A 24,798-nucleotide genomic window follows, 5' to 3' on the forward strand; every position below is an offset into this window, starting at 1 on the left:
TTCCATAAAAAAAATCCGTAAAAATCATCGCTTCATTTTTAATAAAAGTTGGCATTTCTTTCTTACGATTTCTAAACTTTGTCTAATCCGATTTCAGGAAAGACAATGTTTCAAAGAAGAATTCTTATAATTTTATTATTACCCCTATTTGTTTCCTTTTGCGGGATAGGAAAATTCACTTCCAACGCCTGGAGAAAAATCAGTCGCACACTTTTTCCGAAAGATTGCAGGGTGGAAGTTACGCTCGATACTACCGATTTGAAATACATTGATGATCTTTGGAATTATCATTTTCAGGTTTCCGAAAAAACGGAAATCAAGGAATTCGTTTCGGCGGTTCGATTTATACCGGAAGCAAAATACTATCAGGAGTTAACCGATGAATACTCCTGGAGTTCTGAAAAATTTTCTTTGGACAATTGGGGTTTGTTATCAAACCGGGAATATGAGGTTCGGGTCTCCAAATTTTTCAGCGAGAACGATTGTATTTATTCCAAAGAACAAAGTTTTAAAATTCCGGCTCTTCCCAGAAAACCCGGTTTTTATTTGAATCGTGAAAATATTTTCGAATCGGATTTAAATAAAATACTTCCTATCTCGGTTTCCAATATCAAAGAATTTAAAATACGTTATGCGGAGATTGACCCTCAGGTTTTGGTACAAGCCGTATCTCATTTGGGGAACCGTTATTATGAATTTGAAAACGGAATCGGATGGAAAAATAAAACTTGGATTCCCGGCCAGAAGATAAATGCAAATTCCGATCAGGGAATGGATTTGGATTCTTACTTCGGAAAACCAAAACAAAAGTCCTGGCTTGCTTTGGAAATCGGAGCCAATATCATCGGCTCGGAAAACAAGGAGACTTTCAAAAAAGAAAAGATTTTTCTGCAATCTACGAATTTGGGAATCACTGCCAAAACCGATAGGGAAAAAGTTTATGTATGGGCCCATACTTTAAGCAAAGCTTCACCCGTTGATAAAGTAAGCGTAAAGCTCTATGAAAAAGGGAACGCGAAAGGTAGTTGTGAAACGGACGCGGAAGGTTATTGCGCATTATCCTATTCGGGAGAAAAATTAGACACGAACAAATCCGTTTTGATCGCAGAACAAAGTGATGGTGATAAAGCATTCCTTTATTTGGGAGAAACAAAGTCCGATTATTACAGTTATTATTCCGATCATTCTACATATCAGGGAAAGCTATTCTTTGACCGCAAACTTTACCGGCCAGGAGATCGGGTGGAGTTTAAAGCATTCCTCGGAGAAAAAAAGAAAGGTAGTTTCTTACCTTATTCGGGAAAGTCTGCGACCATCCTGATTAGAGATTCGAAAGGAAAAGAGTTATTGTCTCAATCCGTGATTACTTCTTCCCAAGGAGGAGCAAATGGAAGTTATACGATATCTTCCGATTCTCCTCTGGGACATTATTCCGTAAGTGTTCTTGTCGGTGGTGAAAGTTATGCCATCGCAAGCGATAGCTTTCAAGTGGAAGAGTTCCGTCCCGTGAATTTTATGGTGAATGTAAACTTGAAAAATTCCATTGCGAAGAATGAATCTATCAAAGGGGACGTGGAAGGGAAATATTTATTCGGTGCGCCGATGGCAAATGCCAAAATGAAATTTTCACTTCTTAAAAAGAACCGTTATATTCATTTTCCCGAATATTCCGAATATGATTTCGGAGAAAGATGGTATTACAACGATTATTCGGATGACTACTCCGAGGATTCTTCCGGCTATATTACCGGTGAAGAATCGAGCCTGGATGAGAAAGGGAAATATCAATTGGATATTCCGGTAAAGGATCTTGCGACTCAATTTTCTACGGAAGGAGAGGATATTGAAATTGTAAAGCCTTACAATCTTGCAGTAGAAGCTTCCGTTTTTGATGTAGATGGAAAGTCCGTTACTAAAACGGAATCCGTTCAATATTTTCCTTCCGATTTTTTGGTGGGAGTCAAATGTTCCGATCGATATCAGGGGATGGAGAAAAATTTCAAGTTTGAATTTGTGACTCTTTCCAATGACGGAAAACCTTTATCGGGAAAGGATATCAAGGCATATATAATTTATAATGATTGGACTTCCGTTCTTTCCCAAGGGATCGGAAAGTATCTGTTCCGCTCCAATCAGTTGAAAAAGAAGATTGTGGATACGAAAAAACTGACCACAACTTCCGGCAAAGTAGCGTTCGATTACAAAGTAAAAGATTCAGGCAGTTATACTCTGATCGTCACAAACAAAGACGGTGCCTATTCCAGGATGGATTTTTATGCTTATGAAAAAGAATCCCATTATACTTGGGATTTCAGAGGGGATGATTCGATCGAACTCAAGTCCGACAAACAGGAGTATGCGATCGGAGACAAAGCTAAAATTCTGATAAAGTCTCCTTTTGCAAATGCACGGGCAGTTGTAACCGTAGAAAGAGATCAGTTGTATTTTACTAAAACATATCAAATGAAAGGAAATAGCCTTCCTTTGGAGATTCCCATTTCCTCCGAATATTTGCCCAACGTAGAAGTGAAAGTGATGTTGATTACGGGAAGGCAGAGTCTTCCGGACGATGCTTCGGAAGAAGATAAAAAAGAATTCAACGAACAAGATTTAGGTGCTCCCAAGTCCAAAACGGGATCTATTGTTTTAAAGGTGGATACTTCGGGCAAAATTTCTCCTTTGGTTGTCAAAACGGACAGAGAAGAATATGGACCAAGGGACAAAGTTACCATTTCCATCAAAACCGCACCTTATTCTGAGTTAGCGATTTCAGTAGCGGATAGAGGAGTCTTGGATTTGGTTGGTTATAGGTTTATCAATCCCGTTTCCGCCTTCTATCGATTATGGAGAAACATCGTAGAAACTTTCGAGCTCAGGGGAATGATCATCAAACATTATGCTTATCAGAATAAAGGCGATAGTCCCGGAGGTGATTACGGAAACGAAGGAGGTGGTGGGTTCGGATTTGATTCTGAAAGCGGAATCAGAAAGGATTTTCGATACACCGCTTACTGGAACCCTACTGTAACGACAGACTCCGACGGCGAAGCCGAAGTCAGTTTTGCATTGCCTGACAATCTGACTACGTTCAGAGTGATGGTTGCATCATCAAATAACGGATCTTATGCTGTAGAAAACAAAGAGTTCCGGGTTAAAAAAAGTCTGGTTTTGCAAAAGACCGCATCCCGCTTTCTAAGATTGGGGGATGAATTGGAGGTAGGAGTTTCCATCACCAATAACACTAAGAAGAACGGTAAATTTAAGATTTTGATTTCTTCCGAATTTTTGGTGTCACCGGCTAAGGAAGAAATTTTGGATTTGGCTGCGGGGCAGACCAAGGAATATAACAAAAAATTCAAACTGACCCAGGAACAATATCTGAAGATGAGATCGAAAAACACTTCGGAAAATCTTTCAGCGACTTACGAAGTACATGCGGAACCTCAATCTTATTCCGATTTTTCCGATCTGAAAAAGACGGATATTTCGGATTCTTTGAAGGTAGTTATCCCAATCAAGGAATTGGAACCGGTTACGATTGCACGGACTTCGGGATATACCGATTCCACATCCAAGTATTCCATAAAGTTTCCGAATCAGGAATCCATACTTGCTAACAGAGGTTATTTGAAAGTCAATTTATCCGCTACCGCACTTACCGGAATTCGGAACGCATTCGATTTTTACGCATCAAATCCTTATTTTTGTATGGAACAAAGAACTTCCGCTTATCTACTTTCGGTGAGTGCAGGAGAGTTACTTAAGGAATTCAAATACTCTCCTCCTTCCCATGAATCTTATGATTTTAATAATATCGAAAAATTGTTTTTGGACGAGATGTCCGAGTTTCAATTTTCCGATGGAAGCTTCGGACTTTGGAAGGAAAAATACGGAAGATCGGGGTACCCGTTTCTGACGGCTTATGTAGTTCAAACTATGCAAATCGGGAAGGAGAAAGGTTACAGGTACAATCCCAAAGCATATTCGGAAGCGATTCGTTATTTGGAAAATTATTTAAAGAACCCTACGGAAAGCAAGGATGAGTCGTGGCAGACTTTGAGTTTGATTTATTCCGTACTTTCCAAAGATAAAAAGGACGTAGCAGGACTTCAAAAATCCTTATTCGACAATTTTTCGGAACTCAATCCGAAGTCTCAGGCGATTTTTCTTTTAGCATATGCGGAATCAAAAAATTTAACAAATGTTAGCTCGGACTCGGAATTGAAAAAACGATATGACCAGTTCTTGAAAAACTTCGTTTGGGAAAAAGATTCCATCAAAATCATCTCGGACCAATCGGGTAAATACTGGTACTCGTATTATTCGAAAGCATCCGTTTTTGCCGGATTACTCCGGCTTATGGTTCGATTGGATTCTCAGAATAAAAAGATCCCCGAACTGGTTCAAAACATTCTTTTGGAAAAAACTTTGAGCTATTGGGATGAAAGTCACGGTTCGGGAAATCTTGCTCTCGCACTGAGAGAGTATAGAAATACTTATGAAGTAGGGCAATCCGATACTTCCGCGTCGGTGTTTTTCGGAGAAAGAAATCTAATCGATCAATCTTTTTCGGGAAGTGCTTCTTCCATTCTTCAGGAAGAATATTCATTGGATCGTCTTTTTGAAAAAAAACCTCCGTCCTCTACAGAGTTATCTTTTCAAAGAACCAGTAGCGAAGGTAGATTGTACTACTCGTCCAGCTTCAATTATATTCCCGCAAAAGATGAAAGAAAAGCAGTCTCAAACGGAATCAATGTTGAGAAAAAAATCTATCGTGTGGAAGGGCGTGATTCGAACGGAGATCCGATCCTAAAAGATTCCAACTCTCTTCTCCAAAGAGGAGGAACTTATATGGTTAAAATCATTGTAGAGTCCGAAGAGAACAGACCTTTCCTTATGGTAGTGGATCCGATCCCAAGCAATTCGGAGATAGTAAACACTTCTTTTTTGACCGAAGGGAAATCCAACGAAGAAGGTTATGAAGAATCGAATGAAGATGGAAACGAAGAAGATTATCATATCTCTTACGGAGGATACCAGGAGTTTAGAGATGATAAGGTTTTATTTTCCAGAGATTATCTGAGTAAAGGAAAAACGGAATTCCATTATTTCTTAAGACCACTTGTCAAAGGATTGGCGCTCAGTCCGGCTGCAAAAGCTTTTTTGATGTATCATCCTAATATTTATGCGAACACTGCGACAACCAAAATCAAAGTGGAATAGCGGATGAAATTTACAAGAAAAACCGGCAAACATTGGTTTATTCTTATTGCAATTAACCTTTGTTTGTTTGTATTTCTATTGACCCCTGTTTCTTTTGAGGAATTCAAAACAAATTCTTCCTTGAGGATTTTATCCCTTGAAAAGGCGAGTATCGGAAACAAAACCAATGTTTCCGGGGCATTTCGTGATTGGGTTAGTTTGGATCAATACCCGAAACATGTGTTGCAAACCGTAATCTTTGCGGAAGACAAAAGATTTTACAACCATCCCGGATTCGATCCGATCGCAATGCTGAGAGCTTTGTATTCACTGGTAAATTGGAATGAAAAAACCAACGGTGGATCTACGATCACACAACAATTGGTAAGAATCCAAAACCCGAAAATAAGATCCCTTCCGGGATATGTTCGTAAACCTTTGGAGATACTGACTTCCGTTCGTTATACGATATGGCTTTCCAAAAAGGAAATACTGGAAGCATATCTCAATTCGATTTCTATTCGCTCCAATTATGAAGGATTTTCTTCCGTCAGTCGGAAGTATTTTCGAAAACATGTTCGGTTTTTATCTGTGGAAGAAGGAGTGGCTATTGCGGTTCTCATTCGTTCCAATTCGCCTTCTTTAAATGATTTCAAAAGAAGGGTGGTTCTTCTTATGAATTTAATTTCACCGGAAGAAAAGCCCGATCTTGAATATCTTGTCTCCAGTTTGGAAATCGGCAAACAAACAGAAGTATTGTCCGATGTTTTGAAATCGGAAAACCAACATTTTAAATTTTGGATTCAATCGGAGCTTCCCGGTCTGACCGGTTCTCTGGAAACCCATTTTTCAAACGAAACAAACCATAAGATCCATCAGATCGTCTTATCTGAGTTAGAAGGTTTAAGAAAATACAATGTGAGCAATGCATCCGTCATTGCTTTTGAAATTCCTGAAAATAAGAAGGATGAGATACGTTTGGTGGGAATGATCGGTTCTAAAAATTTCTTTGAAGACGGTTTCGGCCAGGTGAACGGAGCTTTGGCTTATAGAGATGCCGGAAGTACTTTGAAACCTATGTTATACGCTTTAGGAGTCGAAAGAAATTTGGTTCAAATCAATTCCATTATGCATGATGAGAACAAAACATTTCCTTTGGAGGACGGTTCGGGCAGTTATATTCCCCGAAATGCGGACTTACAATTCTGGGGAGAAATGACTGTTGCGGAAGCATTGGCAAATTCCAGAAACATACCTGCGGTTGAGACGGCTCGGAAAATAGGAGTAGGTGAATTCCTTTCTTTCCTCAGAAAATCAGGAATGAATCATTTAAAGGAAGGATCGGATCGTTATGGTTTGGGATTATCTTTGGGAACGGGTGGAGCGAATCTTTTTCAACTAGCGCGCGTTTATGCTTCTTTTCCGTTGGGAGGGATTCTTCCGAAAGTTTCCATCGGCAAAAACGGAAACTCCGAAATTTATTTCGGAAGTTCCAAAGTCTTATTTTCCAAAGAAACAGCGGAAGAAATCACTCATATCTTAAATGATTCTTCCTTAAGATCCAGAGCCTTTGGAAACAGAAACTTTATGGACTTTCCTTATCCTGTTTCGATCAAAACGGGAACCTCCAAAGATTTTCGTAATTCCTGGACCATCGGATTCACGAAAAAATACATAATCGGTGCATGGGTTGGAAATTTTTCAGGAGAAAAAACGATGGAAGTATCCGGTTCTTTCGGCGCGGGAAGGATATTTCATAGTGTTATGCGTTATATGATGGAAAGGGAAACGGATCGTTCTTATTTGCCCGTTTCCGTTTTGCCAAAAAGAATTTGCAGAAAGACGGGAATGCTTGCTCTCGAGACATGTCCTTTCGTTACACTTCATATGAGAGAGCTCAGATCTCCGAAGGAATATTGTTCGAGGCATAAGGAAAAAGAAAATCTTTCCGAAACAAAAGAGAGTATAACGATCAGTTTTCCTGCAAACGGACAAGTATTTCTTTATCATCCCGGAGTTTCAAAAAACAGTCAGGAGATTCCTGTTCGATTGAGAAACTATCGTTATAAAAAAGATAGAAACCCTTCTCTGGTCTTAAACGGATCATTCAGTATTCCGATTCCTATTTCCGGTAATGCGAGTATTCCCATAGAGAGAGGAGAACATAGTCTTGCACTCAAGGAAGAGGGAAAAGAAATTCAAAAAATAAGATTTATCGTAAAATGAAATTCCTTTCTTCCTATTTGTATTTAGTTCCTTATTTTTTGCTCCTGATATTATTTCCGATTCCTCTATGGAACGGTTTTGCGTTGTGGTGGAACCACCAAACAATATTTAAATTCACCGTATTTGCAATCTGCATTCTGATACGAATCGGATCTGAATATGGAAACAAATATAAACCGATTCGAATTCTGATTCAAAACATTTCTTTTCTATTTTTACTTTTATTCCTTTTGTATGAAAGGAAATTTCAAGTTTCCGTTTCGTTTTCCCTATTTTCTTATTTTATCATCCATATTTCCTATTTGTGGAATGATTTTGTATTTCAGATCAAAGAACTTCCTTTCGGGATCCATTTGATATTTTTCAGTTATTTTTTATTCAGTAGTTTTCCTTTTTTTAAAAGGAAAAACCTGAGTTTCCTCTTTTTGGGAATACTCATTCTTCTTTTGGTCTTCACCTCATTGCAAAACCCGGAAAGAAAGGTTTCCAATCGGACTGTTTTCGATTCCAAACCAAACATCGATTTTACGATACCGAAGTTATCTAAGGATACGGATATCGTTGTTTTTTTTCTGGAAGGAGTCGGCAAAAAAGATCTGAATTTGAACCGATCGCAAAATTTTTCCAAAAAAAATCCTGTTTGGGAAGTGGATCATTTTTATATTTCCGTTCCTCATAGCAGCAAAAGCATATTTACGGCACTGACAGGGGTAACCCAAATCAGGGAAACCAGGCCGAATCTGAATCCGCTCCATTTAAGTGCGAGTCTTCCTAAAATACTCGAGAGAAACGGTTATGAAACGATCTTTCTTTTTTCCCAACCTTCCGTATTTGAAAATATAGATGAAATGGCAAAGAGGCTGTTTCAAATTCATTATGATAAGGAGAAGTTAAAATCCAAATTGAATTCCCGTTACAGTGAGTTCAGTTGGGGACTGGACGACAGGTCTTTATTGGATTTTGTAAAAAAATATTTGCCGGATTTTGAAAGGCCGATGTTTCTCTGGGTCGGTTTTTCCAATACCCATAGCCCGTATTTTGTTTCCGATTCCAATCCGTTTCCCGCGGAAAATTCTTCCGACCCTCATTCCCGATTTTTATCCGCATTGCAATTTAATTTGAGTTTGGTGGATGAAATGATAAATGAGATAACGAAAAAAAGAGGAAGAGATACTTTATTCATCCTTACCTCCGATCATGGGGAATCTTTCGGAGAAAGGGGATTCTTCGGGCATAATTATTCCGTTTATAATTCCGAAACCTTGGTTCCATTTATGATTCGTTATACGAAATCGAATGAAAGGAAACATTTTCCCGTAGGATCTCTCTCCGATTTTAAAACGAGTTTGCTCGCGCTCTTTGATTTTCCGGATGTCGGGATCCGGGAAGAAAAAAACTTTTTTAATAAAGAATATAAGATCGAACATAAATTCAAGTCCTGGAATTCCGATTCTTACATGGGTTATCTGGAAGGAGAAAAGAAATGGATCTATCATTCCCAATCGGACAGATTGTTTCTTACGAATTGGGACGAGACGGTTGAAACGGAACTAATGAATAGAAAGGACAAATCGGATTTTTTCAAACGATTCCATAAAGAAGATCCTTAGACCCGGGTATGAGACATTCGGATAGGATCTGTCTTTAGGAATACGATTCCCAACAGTATTTTGAAAAAAGAATGAAAAGGGCAAATGATCCTAAATGGTAATTTTGAGTTACTCCGTTTGGTTTTCTCCTAAAAAACATCTAGACAGGAACTAAGTCTAAATTTAGAATAATTCTAAGGAGTGAATCAATCATGCCACAAGTAACCTCTCACGCGCCTGATTTTAAGGCAACTGCCGTCGTCGGCCAAACTTTTAAAGAAATCAAATTATCCGATTACAAAGGAAAATGGGTCGTCCTTTTCTTTTACCCATTGGATTTCACTTTTGTATGTCCTACGGAAATCATCGAATACGATGCCAAACTCGAAGATTTCAGAAAAATCGGTGCAGAAGTTTTGGGAGTTTCCATCGACAGCGAGTTCTCTCACTTAGCTTGGAAAAATACCCCTAAAAAAGAAGGCGGGATCGGGGACGTAAAATACCCTTTGATTGCAGACAAAACAAAAGAAATCTCTAAGAATTTCGGAGTTTTGATTGAATCAGGTCCGGATGCAGGTGTTGCTCTACGGGGAACATTTATCATCGATCCGAGCGGAATCATTCGCCAAGCGACTGTGAACGATTTGCCTGTCGGTAGAAATATAGACGAAGCGCTTCGCCTCATCAAAGCATTCCAATTTGTGGAAAAACACGGTGAAGTTTGCCCTGCAAACTGGGACGAAGGCAAAAAAACAATGAAAGCGGATCCAAAAGGTTCCAAAGACTATTTTGCCGCTGTAAATTAAAATTTCCTTCTACTCCAAATCAGACCTTATTCCAGTCTGGTTTGGAGAGACTATTTAGTCTAATAGTTAGGCAATATGAACACTACGATTGAAATTCCGAAAGTAAATCCAGATTTTTATCCGGCCGACGGATTCCCCAAGGGACTCTCTCGGAAAGTAGTAGAGTCGATCTCTCATATTAAAAACGAGCCTTCCTGGCTAACAGAGTTTAGGTTAAAGGCATTCTCCATCTATGAAGAAAAGCCTATGCCGGATTGGGGCTTTATTCCTCAGTTCCATATCAATATTGATGATTATGTTCATTATGTAGGGACCAACCAGAAAAAGAAAAAATCCTGGGACGAAGTGGATCCTGAAATTTTACGCAGTTTTGAAAAACTGGGCATCCCTGAGCACGAAAGAAAGTACCTGGCCGGTATGGAAACGATGAACGATTCCGAAACCATCTATGCCAACGTGAAAAAGGAGCTGACCGATCTAGGTATCATTTTTTGCGACATTGATACAGCCATCAAGGAATATCCGGAACTGGTTCGTCAGTATTTGGGAACCGTGGTAACGATCGGAGACAATAAATTTTCCGCCCTCAACTCATGTGTGTTTAGCGGTGGATCTTTTGCATACATTCCCAAAGGCATAAAAACACCGATGCCTCTTCAGGCTTATTTCAAAGTCACTGCCGCAAGTTCCGGCCAATACGAAAGAACACTTCTGATCGCAGACGAAGATTCCCATTTGGAATACAGCGAAGGTTGTACTTCCGTCCAAGACAAAGGAACCAATTTTCATACGGCAGTCGTCGAGCTTGTTGCCAAAAAGAATGCCAAGATATTTTATACTACCATCCAAAACTGGAAAAAGAACATGTACAATTGGACCGTAAAACGCGGAATATGCGAAGAAGCGGCACATATCACTTGGACGGATTGCAATATCGGTGCGAACACAATCAAATACCCCGGCATCATACTGAAAGGGGACCATTCCACAGGTGACGTACTTTCATTAGCGTTCGCGGGCGGCGGACAAGTGCAAGACACTGGGGCCCGAATCATTCACGTGGGAAAAAATACACGTTCCAATATTTTGGCAAAAGGAGTTGCCTTGGACGGAGGAATCAATTCCTATCGTGGACTTGTTAAATTCGAACCTTCCAGTAAAGGGTCTTATAGCCATATCAAATGCGACGGACTTATGATGGACAATCGTTCCCAGTCCCATGCTTATCCTTATAATGATGTTTCCGGAGAAGAGGGGACTTTGAATTACGAAGCCACCGTTTCCAAAATAGATGAAGACCAATTGTTCTATCTACAATCCAGAGGACTCAGCGAAGACGATTCCAAATTGCTGATCATCAACGGATTTTGCGAAGGCGTAACAAAACACTTGGATGTGGAATACTCTGTTGAAATGACAAAACTCATCCGAATGATTTTGGAAGACGGAAAAGTAATTTCCGAAGCCCCTGCACCGGCGGCAAAGGCTTAATTTTTTTAAGCCTGAAATACATATGAAAGAAGAAAAGTTTATACTGAAAGGGAAACGTCTGGAAGAGATCCAGGACTTTTGCAAGTCCATAGGGGTCGAAGCGTTTCGCGCCAAACAATTGTATACCGGCATTTATAAAAACCGTTATACATCCATTTCCCAATTCACGACTTTTTCCAAAGAACTCATCGCCAAAATATCGGAAAATGCGGAATACCCTGAAATCCAACTGGGACGCCAATTGATTTCGAAAGACGGAACCAGAAAATTTACATTCGAAGTGGAACCAGGTAAGGAGATCGAAACCGTTTGGATTCCTACTGCGGATGAAGAACGCAAAACCATCTGTATTTCCTCTCAAGTAGGTTGTACTCTCAATTGTGCTTTCTGTGCAACAGGACTTCTCGAATACAAAGGGAATTTGCATGCTTGGCAAATCCTGGATCAAATCATCCAAGTCGAAAAGATCGTAGGCGACCGTGCAACTAACATCGTTTTTATGGGAATGGGTGAGCCCATGCACAATTATTTTTCGGTAATGAAAGCGGCACATATTCTTCATGATAAAGATGCTTTCGGGTTGGGCGCCAAACGGATTACCATCTCTACCGCAGGAGTAGTTACGGGGATCACCCGTTTTATCGAAAATAAAGAACCTTTTAATTTCGCCATTTCACTCAATCATCCCAATCCCAACACCCGTCATACGATCATGGATGTGAATGTAAAACATCCTCTGGAGAAACTTCTGGCCGTGGCCCGCAGATTTACCCAGGAATTGGATCGAATGATTACATTTGAATATGTACTCATCCCTGATGTGAATATGGGTCGGGAAAATGCGGACAGACTCGTAAAGATTGCGAGATCCGTGAACAAATGCAAAATCAATGTCATTCCATTAAATACCGATTTCACTCAGTGGAGAAGACCTACCGAGGATGAAGTGGGGGAATTTGTTTCTTATTTGAGAGCGAAGGCGGGTGTACCTATCTTGAATAGACAGAGTCCCGGTCGGGATATCAACGGCGCATGCGGTATGCTCGCCTTAAAAGGTACCAGAAAAGAAGTTGAAGTTTAATAATTTAATATTCTAATACAGTCTTTATTTTTCTGGAAATCTGTGAATTCTTAGTTACTGTTTTTTCAGGAATGCGGTAATCATGATTACGATCGAAAAGGCTTGTGCGGGTCGTGTTCTTTCTATGTTGACCGCATAGTCAATCATTCTAATTTGGTATTGTTGAGGAGAGCCGAATCATGAAGAAGAGGTTGGCTGCGATTTTGCCCAAGGATTTTGTTTGGAAGTTCCCTTCCCAATTCAAACTTATCTTTGTTTATGTTCTGTTCTTTTTTGCCATTTTAACACTCTACCGATTTACCTTTCTCGGGGTTTATTTTTACCGTCTGGAAGATATAAAAACATCGGAGATGTTACGCGCTTTGCTTTTGGGAGTGCGATTCGACCTGGCTACGATCTCTATGGTTCTCGGCCTATTTGCGGTTTTATCCGCCGTTCCTTACTTAAACAGATATTCCTATTACCGTTTTTTTTGGGGTTATACACCCATTATACTCAGCCTTTGGATGATTTCTCATTTGGTTGCTGATATTATTTATTATGAGAATGCAAACAAACATATCGGTTATGAAGGATTTGTTTTTCTCGGCAAAGATTTGGGAGTTTTACTTAAATCCGCATTTGAACAAAATCCATTTCTCTCGATCGGAACTTTATTCTTTTTGGCGGTTTTTCTTCCTGTCTCCACATGGATCTTTAAAAAATTCAATCCTTACAAATACGTCGAACTTTCCTGGAAGCAGGAACTCATTCAATTAGTTCTGATACTTGCGGTGGTGATCATAGGGATCAGGGGAGGACTTCAGACTTCTCCCATACGCGCGACCAATGCGATTGTCTCCGGAAATACATTTGCGAATAACCTGGCGCTCAACGGTGTTTTCACATCCGTGATGGATATGAAAAGTCAATCCATTCCCGGTTTCCTTCGAATGGATTCGAAAGAATACATTGAAGTTGTAAGAAAAGAAATCTCTTACGAAGGAGCGGAATTCATCAGCAACCGTTATCCTCTTCTTCGTGTGCAAAAAGAAACTAACAAAGGAACTCCTCCCAATATAGTATTGATCTTATTGGAAAATTGGACGGGAAAATTCATCCGACCGATTTCTGACGGTTTGGTGGACGGAAAGGAAGTAGCACCTAATTTTAATCAGTTGATCAAGAAAGGAAAATTCTTCAATCATTTCATGGCTTCCGGTGGAAGGACCACAAACGGAATGATGTCTATCCTTACGGGAGTTCCCGACAGGCCGGGACTCACTGTGGTTCGAACGCATCAGGTGCTCGGAAACTTCTCCGGTCTCGGCAGTATTTTCGGAAAGATGGGATACGATACTTTTTTTGTCACCGGTGGTGATTTGAATTTTGATAATAAGAATACTTTGATGCCTCATTGGGGTTTTAAAGATGTCAATGGTGAAAAGGAAATCGTTAAACTGAATCGATTCAAATTAGGAAGTTGGGGATATGATGACGAAGATGTTTTAACCGTACTTCATGAAAAGATCTCTTCTTCCAAAAAACCTTTTCTGGGTGTCGCGTTGACTTTGACTACGCATTACCCTTATAGAACTCCCCATGAATCTTTTAATATTTTCAGCTCGGAAACAAGAGACTCAGATTTTTTAAATGTATATCATTATGCGGACTATGCAGTGGATCGGTTTATGAAAAAAGCGGAAGCTTCTCCGTATTTTTCAAATACCATTTTCGTGTTCGTTGCGGATCATACGCATCATAGATATCTGGATTATTATGATGATAGAAGAGTTCCGTTTTTGATTTATGCACCAGGTAGAGTGAAACCGGGTATAGAAGAGTCCATAGGATCGCAACTGGATGTAATCCCGACTATTCTTGGTTTGGTGGGAAAGGAAACATACTTCTCGGCCATGGGTAGGAACCTGCTAGCGAAAGAACGTTCCAAATCGGCATATTACGCTTACGGAAATCTATTCGGTTGGATACAAGACAATGTTTTTTATGCGCGATTTTTCGACGGGAAAGAGGACTTTGCATATGACACTGATCCTCCTCGTGAGAAAAAAGACATTTGTAAAATCAACCACGGGCCTTGCGATGATTTGGGAATCAAAGCAAGGGCATTTTTAAATTTGAGTTATGATCTTTTAAATCAAAATTTAATTTTTCCCACTGATAAAGAACTGGATAAAGTCATTCATAAGGAAATGTCCGCTGTAGAATAGAGATCGAAACAAAGATTGCAGTCTTTTAAGAGGCTGCGATATTCCTTTTTTTTCGTTTCATTTAAGTTCGGCCAAAGGTTGTTGGTTTCGTTTTTATCTTTCGTGTATTCAAACAATTCTTCCGTTGGAGAAGTTTTGTTCAATCTCAACATATAGTGCAGATCTTTGTATATAAAACTGAGCCCTACCCGGTATAGGGATGTTTCATTATTATTTGCGATAAAGATCTTTCTATCCGTCGGAACTTTGGTTAGAAGGGATTTTCCTTCCAGCTTTGCCATATAAGGGGCGATATCTTTTCTTCCTTCCAATCCCAGAAAGTCGATAATGGTGGGAATGATATCTATATTTTCCACATTCCTATCCTGATTGATTTTCAAAATCTGATCTCTTGTTTGCGATCTGAGTGATTCGGGAACATAAAAAAACATAGGGATGGAAACAGTTTCAATATGATTGCTTTCCACATGTCCGATGTATCCGTGTTCGAATATCGTTTCGCCGTGATCCGATGTAAAGATGACGAGAGTATCTTTTTGGAGATCTTCTTTTTCTAAAAAGTTCAGGACATCATCTACGAGAGAGTCCAAGTGTCTCACCGAATTGTCGTAAGGTGCCAGTATGTCTCTCCCTACGGGCAAAAACTCCGATTCTTTCGGAATAAAATAAGGAAAATGGTTTGTGTTGAAGTGCAGCACTCCTGCAAAAGAGTTACCGTTTTTTTTCAGCAAACTTACATGTTTTTTGAATTCCTTCACAGTTTTTCTATCATCGATTCCTATATCGTTGAAAGTAGGGTTTCCGCTTGTTTCTTTGTTCCAAAGATAATCTATTCCTGCGTTCTTAAAAAAACCTTCGAAATTATTCCAGCGAAAGCTATGGCTTGAGATAAAGAAGGTGGATAGATTCACAGCTTTGCCATACTCCCAAAACAAAGGGGAATTGTGAGTGAGTGCTACCGGTTGGTCAGGAGAAATTCCGGAAAGGATACTGGGCACCGAAATCAGAGTGGAACTGGAGTTGGAAAAACTGTTTTTGAACAAAACTTTGTTTCCGCCCGTGTTTGTCGCAAACCAACGATCCAATCGAGGAGTAGTATCCCTTTCATAGCCATACAATCCCATACTCTTTCTGCGTAGACTTTCTGCAATGATGAGAAGGACGTTCGGCTTGGATGTATTTGTTTCAATCCCCAGTTTCGGTTTGTTCCTGGATTGCAATCCCGCCGATCCAAGCCGGTCTCCCGTGAGCAAATTGTATACATTACGATTAATGAATACGACCGCATTAGTATCGGTTACATACATTTGATCGTTAAATCGTGCATTATTATGAAAAAAGAAATTAAGCAAAATGAGGCAGAGTATGAGTGCGAGATAAGTCCATCGGAAAAAACGAAACTTTTCCCTACGAGTGATCGAACGTAAGGCAAGATAGAAAATGAAAAATACAGTTACGAACAAAAGTAAGGAAACAATGGAAAGTCCGGCTTTGAATAAAACCCAACTATTATAAGGTTCCTGGAACATAAAAGAAAAGACAAAAAAATTGGGCATGATCCCCGAATACTGGTAGTACCCGTACGATCCTATCACTGCAATAGTGTAAAAAATGGCAATGGTGATTAGCAAAATTTCGTAAGTTCTTTTTGCTTTATTTGTACCGATTAAACTGAAGAGAAAAAAGCAGTAGAGAAATACGGAAAAAAAGATGGAACTTAAATAAAAAAATAATTGGACTAACTCGAATCCCTTAACAATTTCAAATCTAAAACCTAAATCAGTAGCCAATATCGTAACTGGGATTAGAAGTGATAAAACCCATTTTTTTATATTATTATTATGGACTGATTTCATGAATACCCCTGTATGAACTTCTCTCCAATTTCAATGAAATTTTGGGAACCAAATTGGACAAGCCCAAATAGGAACTTGACTAGTTGGTCAGTCATAATTCTTTTATATGGAGTATTAGGATTAAAATGAGAAAATTAGTTTTACTTATGATTTTATTGCATCTGGGACTTTTTGTATCCTGCCAGGATGTGATTGAAAAAAAATGCATCGCAGCTTGCGATCAGTTCGTATCTTGCACTCAGAAAGTGATGAAGATCGAGCTTGCACCCGAAGCCATCAAGACGGGACACACCTCTTGTCTGAACGGATGCACTACTTATAATAGTGAGATTCTGCAATGTTTCGAACAAGAACCTACTTCTTGTCAGGGTTTCGGAGAATGCGTGATTCAAATAGGAACACTCGAGTAAAAAATGACTACTACAGAAAGATTATTTTTCAGAATTCTAATTTTAATCGCATCCATCCCTATTTTATGCACTCTCCCTTTGGATGTAATCGATATCGATTCTTCCCAGTATGCGGAAATCGCGCGCGAGATGAATTTGTCGGGAGAATTTTTTACCATTATTGACAATGGTAGAAAGTATCTGGACAAACCTATTTTTACTTTTTGGACGATTGCCGCCTCGTATTCGTTATTCGGTGTAAATAACATTACATTCAGACTACCTGCATTATTTCTCAGTTTGTTGTCGGTATATTCCATTTTTCGTATTTCCATGTTGGTTTGGGAAAAAGAGAGACAAGCCTACTTGTCCTCACTCGCTTATTTGCTTGCTCCCGGTTTTTTTGCGATGGTGGTCGATCCGAAAATAGATGTTTATCTCACTGCCTACTTGGCGTTCACTTACCATTTTTATTATTTGGGAAGAAAGAAAGACACCCGTTATTATTATCTGATGTATCTTATGATGTCTATGGGTTTTGTTACAAAAGGTCCCATCAGCGTTGTGATTCCTGCGCTTTCCATCGGAGGAGACATTCTTTTCCGAAGAGATTGGAAGTTGCTTTGGGAGATGAGACCGATCACCGGGATTTTTGTTTTGGCATCTCTTCCTTTGTTCTGGTGTTTTCATCTTTACCGGGAGTACAATTCGTACGGTCCCACTTTCTTTTTATGGATTCAATCCTTCGGACGATTTTACAAGGATATGTATGATGTGAAGTTTGATCCGTTCTACTTTTACAAAAGTTTTGCCTGGGCATTCTTTAGTGGAGTCATTCCACTCTTTTTGTATGTAGTGTTCAGATCTTATAAATACTTTAAGTCGGTAGGTTGGAAAGAGATACTGAGAAAGATCAAAGACAATGAATACAAAGGGGAAGATTTCGTGATTCCCTTCTGGCTCTTTTTGTTTTTATTTCTAATTTCCTTTTCCCGTTTTCCTCTTCCTCAGTATATTTATTGGATTTTACCTGCGGGAGCACTTTACTTCGGTAAAATTTCGGAAGAGAGTTTGTTTACTTCTTCGGCGAAACGAATCCGCCCTTCCTTTATGATCGCGGGGATCGTCTACTTGGTTTCTTATTTTTTGCTTCCTTTGTTTGTGAACGAAGTAGGAGTTCTGTATTATGTTTTTGCATTTGTGGGAATCGCATTTATACTGATCTCCGCACAAATTCTACCTCTCGAAATTTTAGTGACCACTACCGGCGCTTGTCTCTTTTTGGGAGCGATCAGTTTGGTATACTATCCTCTTCTTACAAGTTATCAACCTTCCCATCTTTTTGGTAAGGAGATTCAAAAACTGGAACCGGAAGAACCGATTCTTTATACATATCGCATTTCCCATTCCAAAAGATCTTATGCGTTTTATTCCAACAGATTGTTCCGTAATATCTACGATTCGGGGAAAATCGAAAAGGCTTGGGAAGGAAGAGAAAAACGTCTGGTCGTGGTTCCCACTGAGTTTTTGGGAGCGCTCCAGGAAACGGCGGGAAAGAAATACATCATTGAACCCATTTTGGAGAAAGAATCCTACAAAGTGGCCACTCCCACGGTCGCTTTCCTGAAAAAGGAGTCCAGACACCTCGTTACTAAGAAAATTTCTCTGGTTTGGTTGAAAAAGACTCAGGGAAAACCGTAAAATTCACGAAACATAAACTAGGCTAAATTGTGTAAGTCTGGTTTTTAGGGCCCTTTGGTGTAAATCAGGGCCTTTTTTTTTACCCTCATCTTTTTTCGATTATATCTCAAATGGTACACTTATCATTCCGCTCGTTCGTACGAACACTAGGGATCTTTGTTTTGTCAAAAAATTATCACTTGATCCTTTTGGATATTTGTATTAATCTCTTGCCTCTGTGTAATGAAAATTTGCAGTCGTTATATGAGATTTTTTTTTCGTCTCATATCCGTACTGAACGTATCCTATAAAAAATCTAACCTATGAAAAGTCTGAAACATATACTTGGCATTTATACCTTCCTATCTATTGTCCTTTTGGCATTTGTAGTTTCCAGTTTGATCCTTTATCTTTCCTGGAATATGTTGGTGAACGTTTACAAAGGCGAAATGAGAAACGCAGGTAAAAGCGCAGGTTCCGAATTGGTTTCCTATTACCAATCTCAGCTACGTGTGGCGGGAATGTTGGCGAAACAAAATGAAGTGTTGGACGGGCTTAAGACTTTAAACGGAACAGCTGCTACAAAACAATTCGTAGAGATCGTAAATGATTCCAAGGGAGAATATGAAAATATATTCCTTTCCGTTCCGGAATATACCGCACGCATCTTTGCGGCAGGAATTCCCAGATCCATCGGTTTCAAATTGGAAAAAGAAAAAACAGGCAAAAACGTAGAAGAGGCATTGGCGGGAAAAATATCCATCGGCTTTGTCCATGAATCTCCGATTACCGGTCTTCCCGTTAGTTTGATTTCAGTCCCTGTAAAAGATGCAAAAGACAAAGTAGTGGGAATTCTTTGGATTGCACTCAACCTCGAGGAAGTTTCCAAAAGGATGGTCGAAGGAGTGCATGTGGGAACATCGGGTTATGTTTCCGCAGTCACGACGGAAGGAATGGTATTTGCCCACCCGCAAAAATCCCAAATTTTAAAATTGAACTTGAAAAAGGTTCCATTCGGTCAACAGATGTTAGCTGCCAAATCCGGTGAATTCATCCACTACGAATTTCAAGGAACCGATCGTATGATGCTCATTCATCGTTTGGAAGAATGGAGAACTATCATCGGAGTCGTACTTCCCAAATCGGAAATCAAAAACGAATTCGCAAAAGTCGCGCTTTATGCGGCACTTGCCGCCATTCTGATCACTGCGGTTGTTATCATAGGAATTTTCATTTTACTGAATAAGAGATTGAAGCCTTTGGAGGAATCGGGAGCTGTTTTGGAAAAAATGGCAAAAGGAGATTTGACGGAAGATTTGAAACCTGCTTATAACGATGAGATCGGCAGGATGAGTATGTCTCTCAACCGTTTCATCAAAAGCATCCGCACTTCCGTCCGTGAAATCCAAGTCGTAGCGGAAGAAATCGCATCTTCTTCGGAAGAGTTGAATCGTTCTTCGGATTCTTTTTCGGAAATGGCGCAAAGCACCGCAGCTTCCTCCGAAGAGATTTCCGCAACCACGGAAGAAGTTTTGTCCAGTATGGAAAGCACCGCCGCGTCTACCGTTAAACAACATACCAACATACAAGAGTTTCACGAAAAAATCATGGAGCTGTCCCAAGGTGCGAAACAGATCGGGAAAGATACCGAATCCGCTCTTTCCAATACGGAAAACATCACCAAACAAGCAAAGTTGGGTGGAGAATCTTTGAATCAGATGAAAGATATGATCGCTCTTATCTTGGAATCTTCCACGGAAATGAGAGAAGTGATCGGAATCATCGATGAGATTTCGGAACAAACGAGCCTACTTGCGTTGAATGCAGCCATTGAAGCCGCGAGAGCGGGGGAGGCAGGTAGAGGTTTCGCGGTGGTAGCAGAGGAGATTTCCAAACTTTCGGACAAGACCGCGCATTCCATTCAGTCCATTGAAGATATGATCGGAAAAAACAGTCAGGATCTGGAAGCGGGTGCGAAAGGAATCAGGTCTTCGGTGGAATTACTCAACCATATCATCAAAGAAATCGGCCAAGTAGAAACCGTGATGAAGCGGCTTTATGATGCGACTCAGTCCCAATTGAGCTACAATCGGGAGGTTGATGAGAGATCGGAAGAAGTGGGAAGGGAGTCGGACTTCCTCAGAAGCTCGATGGAAGAACAAAAAAAGGCGATGCAGCAGATTTCCTTATCGGTAGTAGGGATTAATAATGAGACAATGCACATTGCTTCCGGGTCGGAACAGGTGGCATCTTCGTCTAAGAACCTGTCCCATACGGCTGAGACTCTTAGGGTTGTGACTCAAAGATTCAAAATTCCGGCAGAATGAATCCGATTTGAAGTAATATTTTTAGTAGTTTTCCTTAAATTTAGAAATTTAGAATATAATGATTTTCTAAATCGAATTGTCTTAAAATATCTATTTGAGAATAAGAATCAATTACAGTCCTGCCGGGAGATTTTTTAGTTATGTCTCCTTATTAGTTTTTTCTAATCAGAAAACTCATACATACTTGCTTTTTTTCTTATTTTACCTTTCCTTGTCAGAAGACAGTGTAAACGGGCTCAGGATTTCTTCGAATGAACATAAAAATACTCAAGATCTCTGTGCCGATCGTAGCAATTGCCGCGGTCGCATATTTGATTTTTTCACCAAGCCGTTATGTGGGTTATTCTCCGGATCAACCCATCCCTTTTAACCACAAAATTCATGCGGGCGACAACAAGATAGATTGTAAGTATTGCCATATTGGTGTAGAGACATCTGCCCATGCGACAATACCACCTAGCTCCACTTGTATGAATTGTCATGGTGGTGCATACGGAAACGTTGCTGGTAAACAAGAACATGTTAAATGGTTAAATCAACAATTTGACAACAAAACACCCGTTCCCTGGGTTCGCATTCATGACCAACCAGATTTTGTTTTCTTCAATCATTCGCGTCACGTGCAAAGGGGAGTGGATTGTTCCACTTGCCACGGAAACGTAGCCGAGATGGTCAAGGTCAAACAAACCAAATCGTTAAACATGGGTTTCTGCGTGGATTGCCACCGGGAAAACAATGCGCCAAACGATTGTTCTACTTGTCACAGGTAATCCGGAGGACTTAAGAGAATATATATGATGAAAGATGATACTTTCCAAAAAGAGAAAAAAGCCCACTGGCAGTCTTACGAACTCCGCGGATCCAAAGAAGAATCGCAACTTCGTAAACAAGAATTTTACACATCTCCGGATCCTCTGATCGCAAGGATCAAAAAAGGCGATTTCGATCGCAAAACTTTCCTTAAGTTTATGGGTGCTTCCGTTGTGATGACGACGGTAGGTTGTATCCCAAAACCGCAAGAAAAGATTCTTCCTTATGTAAATCTTACTTTCAAAAATGAAAAGGACGAAATCGAACAATACGACTTCGTAAAACATGGCAAGTCTTATCACTATGCTTCCGTTTGCGGAGAGTGTGGTGCTGGATGCGGGATCTTAGTAAAAGCCCGAGACGGACGTCCTTTGAAATTGGAAGGAAATCCGAATCACCCTGTTTCTCAAGGTGCACTTTGTGCATCCGGTCAGGCAGCTATTTTTGACCTTTATGATTCTGACAGAGCAAAAGAGCCTGTTCAAATCATCGAAGGCAAAGCAAAAGCTTCCGATTGGTTCGTACTCGATAAAGACGTAAAAGATAAACTTTCCGCAAACAAAGGTAAGACGGTGGTGGTGACAAAACCTCTTCCTTCTTCCTCTTCCCAAGAGATCGTAAATGATTTCCTAAGATCAGTTGGCGGTGGAAAACATTACGAAATTTTACTTGGAACTTCCGAAGATGCAATTACAATCGCTCAGGAAAAATCCTACGGCAAAGCGGTTCTTCCGAACTACCATTTCGACAAAGCAAAAGTAATCCTATCGATTGATTGTGATTTTCTTGGAGAGTGGCTTTCTTCCGTAGAATTCCAAAAAGACTTCGCAAAAAGAAGAGACCTGGTTAAACAAAAATCCAAAGATTTCAACAAGTTCATCGCAGCGGAAACTCATCCTACGATGACAGGAACCAATGCAGACCAAAGAGTTCCTCTTAAGCCGGGCGATCAAAGAAAGTTTGTTTTAGCTGTTGCTAAAGCACTTTCCGATTTAGGTGTGGGCGGAATCTCGGGAGTTGCGGGTCTTGACTTAGCTAAGACTGCAGCTGAGCTTGGAATCCCGAAAGAACTCATTACGAAAACCGCGACCGCACTTGCAAGTGCTAAGGGTGAATCCTTGGTTGTTGCCGGCGGATCTAGTGCGGAAACTGCAGATGCGGTTGATTTGCAAATCGCTGTGAATATGTTGAATAGTGCACTTGGTAACGACGGTAAGACGATCGATTCCACAAGTGTGCGAAAAAACGGACGCACAGATTATTACGCAAACCTTTCCACTCTTGCAAAAGATTTGAAAGACGGCAAAGTAGGCGTGGTTTTCCTTTACGGATTCAACCCGGTTTATTCCGCTCCGAACGGAGAAGAATGGAAAAACCTGCTTCACCAAGCGGCGCAAATCGTAACACTCAGCGACAGAGTGGATGAAACGGCACTTGCTTCCAATTGGCTGGCACCTGCTTCCCACTTCCTTGAGTCTTGGGGAGATGCGGAGCCTTTCAGCGGAATCGCAACCATCCAACAACCTACCATTCGTCCTCTTTTCAGCTCCAGATCTTTCGAAGATTCTTTGATCGCTTGGGCGGGTGGAAGTTTACTGGGTGCTTCTTCTTATTACGATTACCTGAAAACAAAGTATTCTAAAAAAACAAACTGGGAAGAGCTGCTTCGCAGTGGAATTTACAATACTGCGGGAAATCGCAAAGCCGACAAAGGAGCTCGCGGATTCAAAGGGGCAATCGCTCCTCTCGCTGCTTCCAAGTCAGGCTTGACACTTTCGTTATACACTAGTTCTGCGGTAAAAGACGGAGCGCGTGCAAACAACTCCCAGCTGCAAGAACTTCCGGATCCTGTTTCCAAAGTAACTTGGGACAATTATGTTGCCATCAGTCCACAATTTTCACGTTCTTCAGGAATCAAACTGAATGATGTGGTGAAGGTAACTGTAGGGGACAAGTCCTTCGAATTGCCAGCTCTCGTTCAACCGGGTCTTCACCCGGAAGCAGTGGGAATCGCAATCGGTTACGGACGCACTGCAGTCGGTGAAATCGGAAACGGTGTAGGTAAGAATGCAAGTGTTCTTGCACCTATCACAAAAGACGGAATCGTTTATTCCGGACTTTCCGTATCCGTTGAACCTACAGGCAAAAAATACAAACTAGCTACCACTCAAGATCACCATATGATGTCTCCCGGTGTGATGATGGGAGTTGAGTGGAAAGAAAGACCTCTTATCATTTCCGCAAAAATCCAAGATTACGATAAGAACCCTTCCGCTAACATCCCTGAGCCTGAGATTCCAAAAATCCTAGTCGATGGAAAGTTGGTTCGTGCACAAGGGGCAAACGCTCCTGCCGACCAACCGGGAAGCCAATTCCAATACCCAGGATACAAATGGGGAATGGCAGTGGATCTTACTTCCTGCACAGGATGCGGTTCTTGCGTAGTTGCATGTAGCATTGAAAACAACGTTCCTATGGTAGGACGTGACGAAGTCAGAATGGGTCGTGAGATGCATTGGCTTCGTATCGACCGTTATTATATCGGTGACCCAGAAGTTCCTGAGTCCATCGAAATTGCTCACCAACCATTGATGTGCCAACATTGTGACAATGCTCCATGTGAGACTGTTTGTCCGGTGGCTGCGACAGTTCATAGTTCGGAAGGGGTTAACGACATGGTTTACAACCGTTGCGTGGGAACTCGTTACTGTTCTAACAACTGCCCGTATAAGGTTCGTCGTTTCAATTGGTTAGAGCATTGGAATGAGCACAATCTTTTGGGAGAAAGCACTTACACTTTCAAAGCAACTCCTCCGCGTAACTTAGGTTTGAACCCGGAACTTACGGTTCGTTCTCGTGGTGTTATGGAAAAATGTAACTTCTGTTCTTCACGTGTAGCAGAAGCTAAAATCCAAGCCAAAAACGAAGGACGAACTCTCCGAGACGGGGAAGCATCCTGTGCTTGCGAGCAGTCTTGCCCGTCGGATTCCATTGTTTTCGGTAACGTAAATGATCCGGAATCAAGAGTCGCGAAATTATTAAAAGACCCAAGATCTTATAAACTCTTGGAGTATTTGAACATTGGACCTGCGGTCAGCTACCTGACTCGAGTTCGTAACAACGTTTAGGGA

The 24,798-nt window shown here is 40.6% G+C and carries 13 protein-coding genes; 12 read left to right on the plus strand and 1 reads right to left on the minus strand.

The genetic code is table 11. The features are described 5' to 3' along the window. Positions 1-105: 105 nt before the first annotated feature. The 7 genes from DI077_RS06575 (at position 106) to DI077_RS06605 (ending at position 14,605) form a co-directional block, all read left to right on the plus strand. The gene (locus tag DI077_RS06575; RefSeq protein ID WP_109018806.1) at positions 106-5,223 is read left to right on the plus strand and encodes an alpha-2-macroglobulin family protein; all 5,118 of its coding nucleotides are present in this window, start codon (positions 106-108) and stop codon (positions 5,221-5,223) included. 3 nt (positions 5,224-5,226) lie between these two features. After that, a complete protein-coding gene (locus DI077_RS06580; protein WP_109018807.1) occupies positions 5,227-7,428 on the plus strand; it encodes a transglycosylase domain-containing protein in 2,202 nt (733 codons plus the stop codon). Beyond that, a complete protein-coding gene (locus DI077_RS06585; RefSeq protein ID WP_109018808.1) occupies positions 7,425-9,038 on the plus strand; it encodes a sulfatase-like hydrolase/transferase in 1,614 nt (537 codons plus the stop codon). Before DI077_RS06580 ends, DI077_RS06585 begins: the two co-directional genes overlap by 4 nt. A 191-nt stretch (positions 9,039-9,229) precedes the next feature. Further along, a complete protein-coding gene (locus tag DI077_RS06590; protein WP_109018809.1) occupies positions 9,230-9,823 on the plus strand; it encodes a peroxiredoxin in 594 nt (197 codons plus the stop codon). Positions 9,824-9,898: 75 nt separating this feature from the next. Continuing rightward, on the plus strand, positions 9,899-11,314 hold the full coding sequence (sufB, locus tag DI077_RS06595; protein ID WP_109018810.1) for a Fe-S cluster assembly protein SufB: 1,416 nt from the start codon (positions 9,899-9,901) through the stop codon (positions 11,312-11,314). 22 nt (positions 11,315-11,336) lie between these two features. Continuing rightward, the gene (gene rlmN / locus DI077_RS06600; protein WP_109018811.1) at positions 11,337-12,395 is read left to right on the plus strand and encodes a dual-specificity RNA methyltransferase RlmN; all 1,059 of its coding nucleotides are present in this window, start codon (positions 11,337-11,339) and stop codon (positions 12,393-12,395) included. A 179-nt stretch (positions 12,396-12,574) separates the two neighbouring features. After that, positions 12,575-14,605, plus strand: coding sequence for an LTA synthase family protein (locus tag DI077_RS06605; RefSeq protein ID WP_109018812.1), 2,031 nt, complete (start codon positions 12,575-12,577; stop codon positions 14,603-14,605). Here DI077_RS06605 and DI077_RS06610 read toward each other — a convergent pair. Then, positions 14,578-16,461, minus strand: a complete 1,884-nt coding sequence (locus DI077_RS06610) for a sulfatase-like hydrolase/transferase (RefSeq protein WP_109018813.1) — start codon at positions 16,459-16,461, stop codon at positions 14,578-14,580. The genes DI077_RS06605 and DI077_RS06610 overlap by 28 nt on opposite strands. A 125-nt stretch (positions 16,462-16,586) precedes the next feature. Here DI077_RS06610 and DI077_RS06615 point away from each other — a divergent pair, with 125 nt between their 5' ends. The 5 genes from DI077_RS06615 (at position 16,587) to DI077_RS06635 (ending at position 24,795) form a co-directional block, all read left to right on the plus strand. Beyond that, a complete protein-coding gene (locus DI077_RS06615; RefSeq protein ID WP_109018814.1) occupies positions 16,587-16,871 on the plus strand; it encodes a Cys-rich protein in 285 nt (94 codons plus the stop codon). A 3-nt stretch (positions 16,872-16,874) separates the two neighbouring features. Then, entirely contained in the window at positions 16,875-18,551 is a 1,677-nt protein-coding gene (locus DI077_RS06620; protein WP_109018815.1) for an ArnT family glycosyltransferase, read from the plus strand. 302 nt (positions 18,552-18,853) lie between these two features. Next, complete coding sequence (locus DI077_RS06625) at positions 18,854-20,857, plus strand: methyl-accepting chemotaxis protein (protein ID WP_109018816.1); 2,004 nt, start codon at positions 18,854-18,856, stop codon at positions 20,855-20,857. Between the two features lie 251 nt (positions 20,858-21,108). Then, positions 21,109-21,627: a cytochrome c3 family protein gene (locus tag DI077_RS06630; RefSeq protein ID WP_109018817.1), complete on the plus strand. Its 519-nt coding sequence runs from the start codon at positions 21,109-21,111 to the stop codon at positions 21,625-21,627. A gap of 27 nt (positions 21,628-21,654) precedes the next feature. Continuing rightward, positions 21,655-24,795 carry a Fe-S-cluster-containing hydrogenase gene (locus tag DI077_RS06635; RefSeq protein WP_423241784.1) on the plus strand — a complete coding sequence of 1,047 codons (3,141 nt, stop codon included), beginning with the start codon at positions 21,655-21,657 and terminating at the stop codon, positions 24,793-24,795. The last annotated feature ends 3 nt before the right edge of the window (positions 24,796-24,798 follow it).

The sequence above is a fragment of the Leptospira kobayashii genome (assembly GCF_003114835.2).
Lineage (GTDB): Bacteria > Spirochaetota > Leptospiria > Leptospirales > Leptospiraceae > Leptospira_A > Leptospira_A kobayashii.

Coding starts and splice junctions, on each gene's coding strand:
- DI077_RS06575 (WP_109018806.1), top strand. CDS start 106: ATGTTTCAAAGAAGAATTCTTATAATTTTATTATTACCCCTATTTGTT.
- DI077_RS06580 (WP_109018807.1), top strand. CDS start 5,227: ATGAAATTTACAAGAAAAACCGGCAAACATTGGTTTATTCTTATTGCA.
- DI077_RS06585 (WP_109018808.1), top strand. CDS start 7,425: ATGAAATTCCTTTCTTCCTATTTGTATTTAGTTCCTTATTTTTTGCTC.
- DI077_RS06590 (WP_109018809.1), top strand. CDS start 9,230: ATGCCACAAGTAACCTCTCACGCGCCTGATTTTAAGGCAACTGCCGTC.
- sufB (WP_109018810.1), top strand. CDS start 9,899: ATGAACACTACGATTGAAATTCCGAAAGTAAATCCAGATTTTTATCCG.
- rlmN (WP_109018811.1), top strand. CDS start 11,337: ATGAAAGAAGAAAAGTTTATACTGAAAGGGAAACGTCTGGAAGAGATC.
- DI077_RS06605 (WP_109018812.1), top strand. CDS start 12,575: ATGAAGAAGAGGTTGGCTGCGATTTTGCCCAAGGATTTTGTTTGGAAG.
- DI077_RS06610 (WP_109018813.1), bottom strand. CDS start 16,461: ATGAAATCAGTCCATAATAATAATATAAAAAAATGGGTTTTATCACTT.
- DI077_RS06615 (WP_109018814.1), top strand. CDS start 16,587: ATGAGAAAATTAGTTTTACTTATGATTTTATTGCATCTGGGACTTTTT.
- DI077_RS06620 (WP_109018815.1), top strand. CDS start 16,875: ATGACTACTACAGAAAGATTATTTTTCAGAATTCTAATTTTAATCGCA.
- DI077_RS06625 (WP_109018816.1), top strand. CDS start 18,854: ATGAAAAGTCTGAAACATATACTTGGCATTTATACCTTCCTATCTATT.
- DI077_RS06630 (WP_109018817.1), top strand. CDS start 21,109: ATGAACATAAAAATACTCAAGATCTCTGTGCCGATCGTAGCAATTGCC.
- DI077_RS06635 (WP_423241784.1), top strand. CDS start 21,655: ATGAAAGATGATACTTTCCAAAAAGAGAAAAAAGCCCACTGGCAGTCT.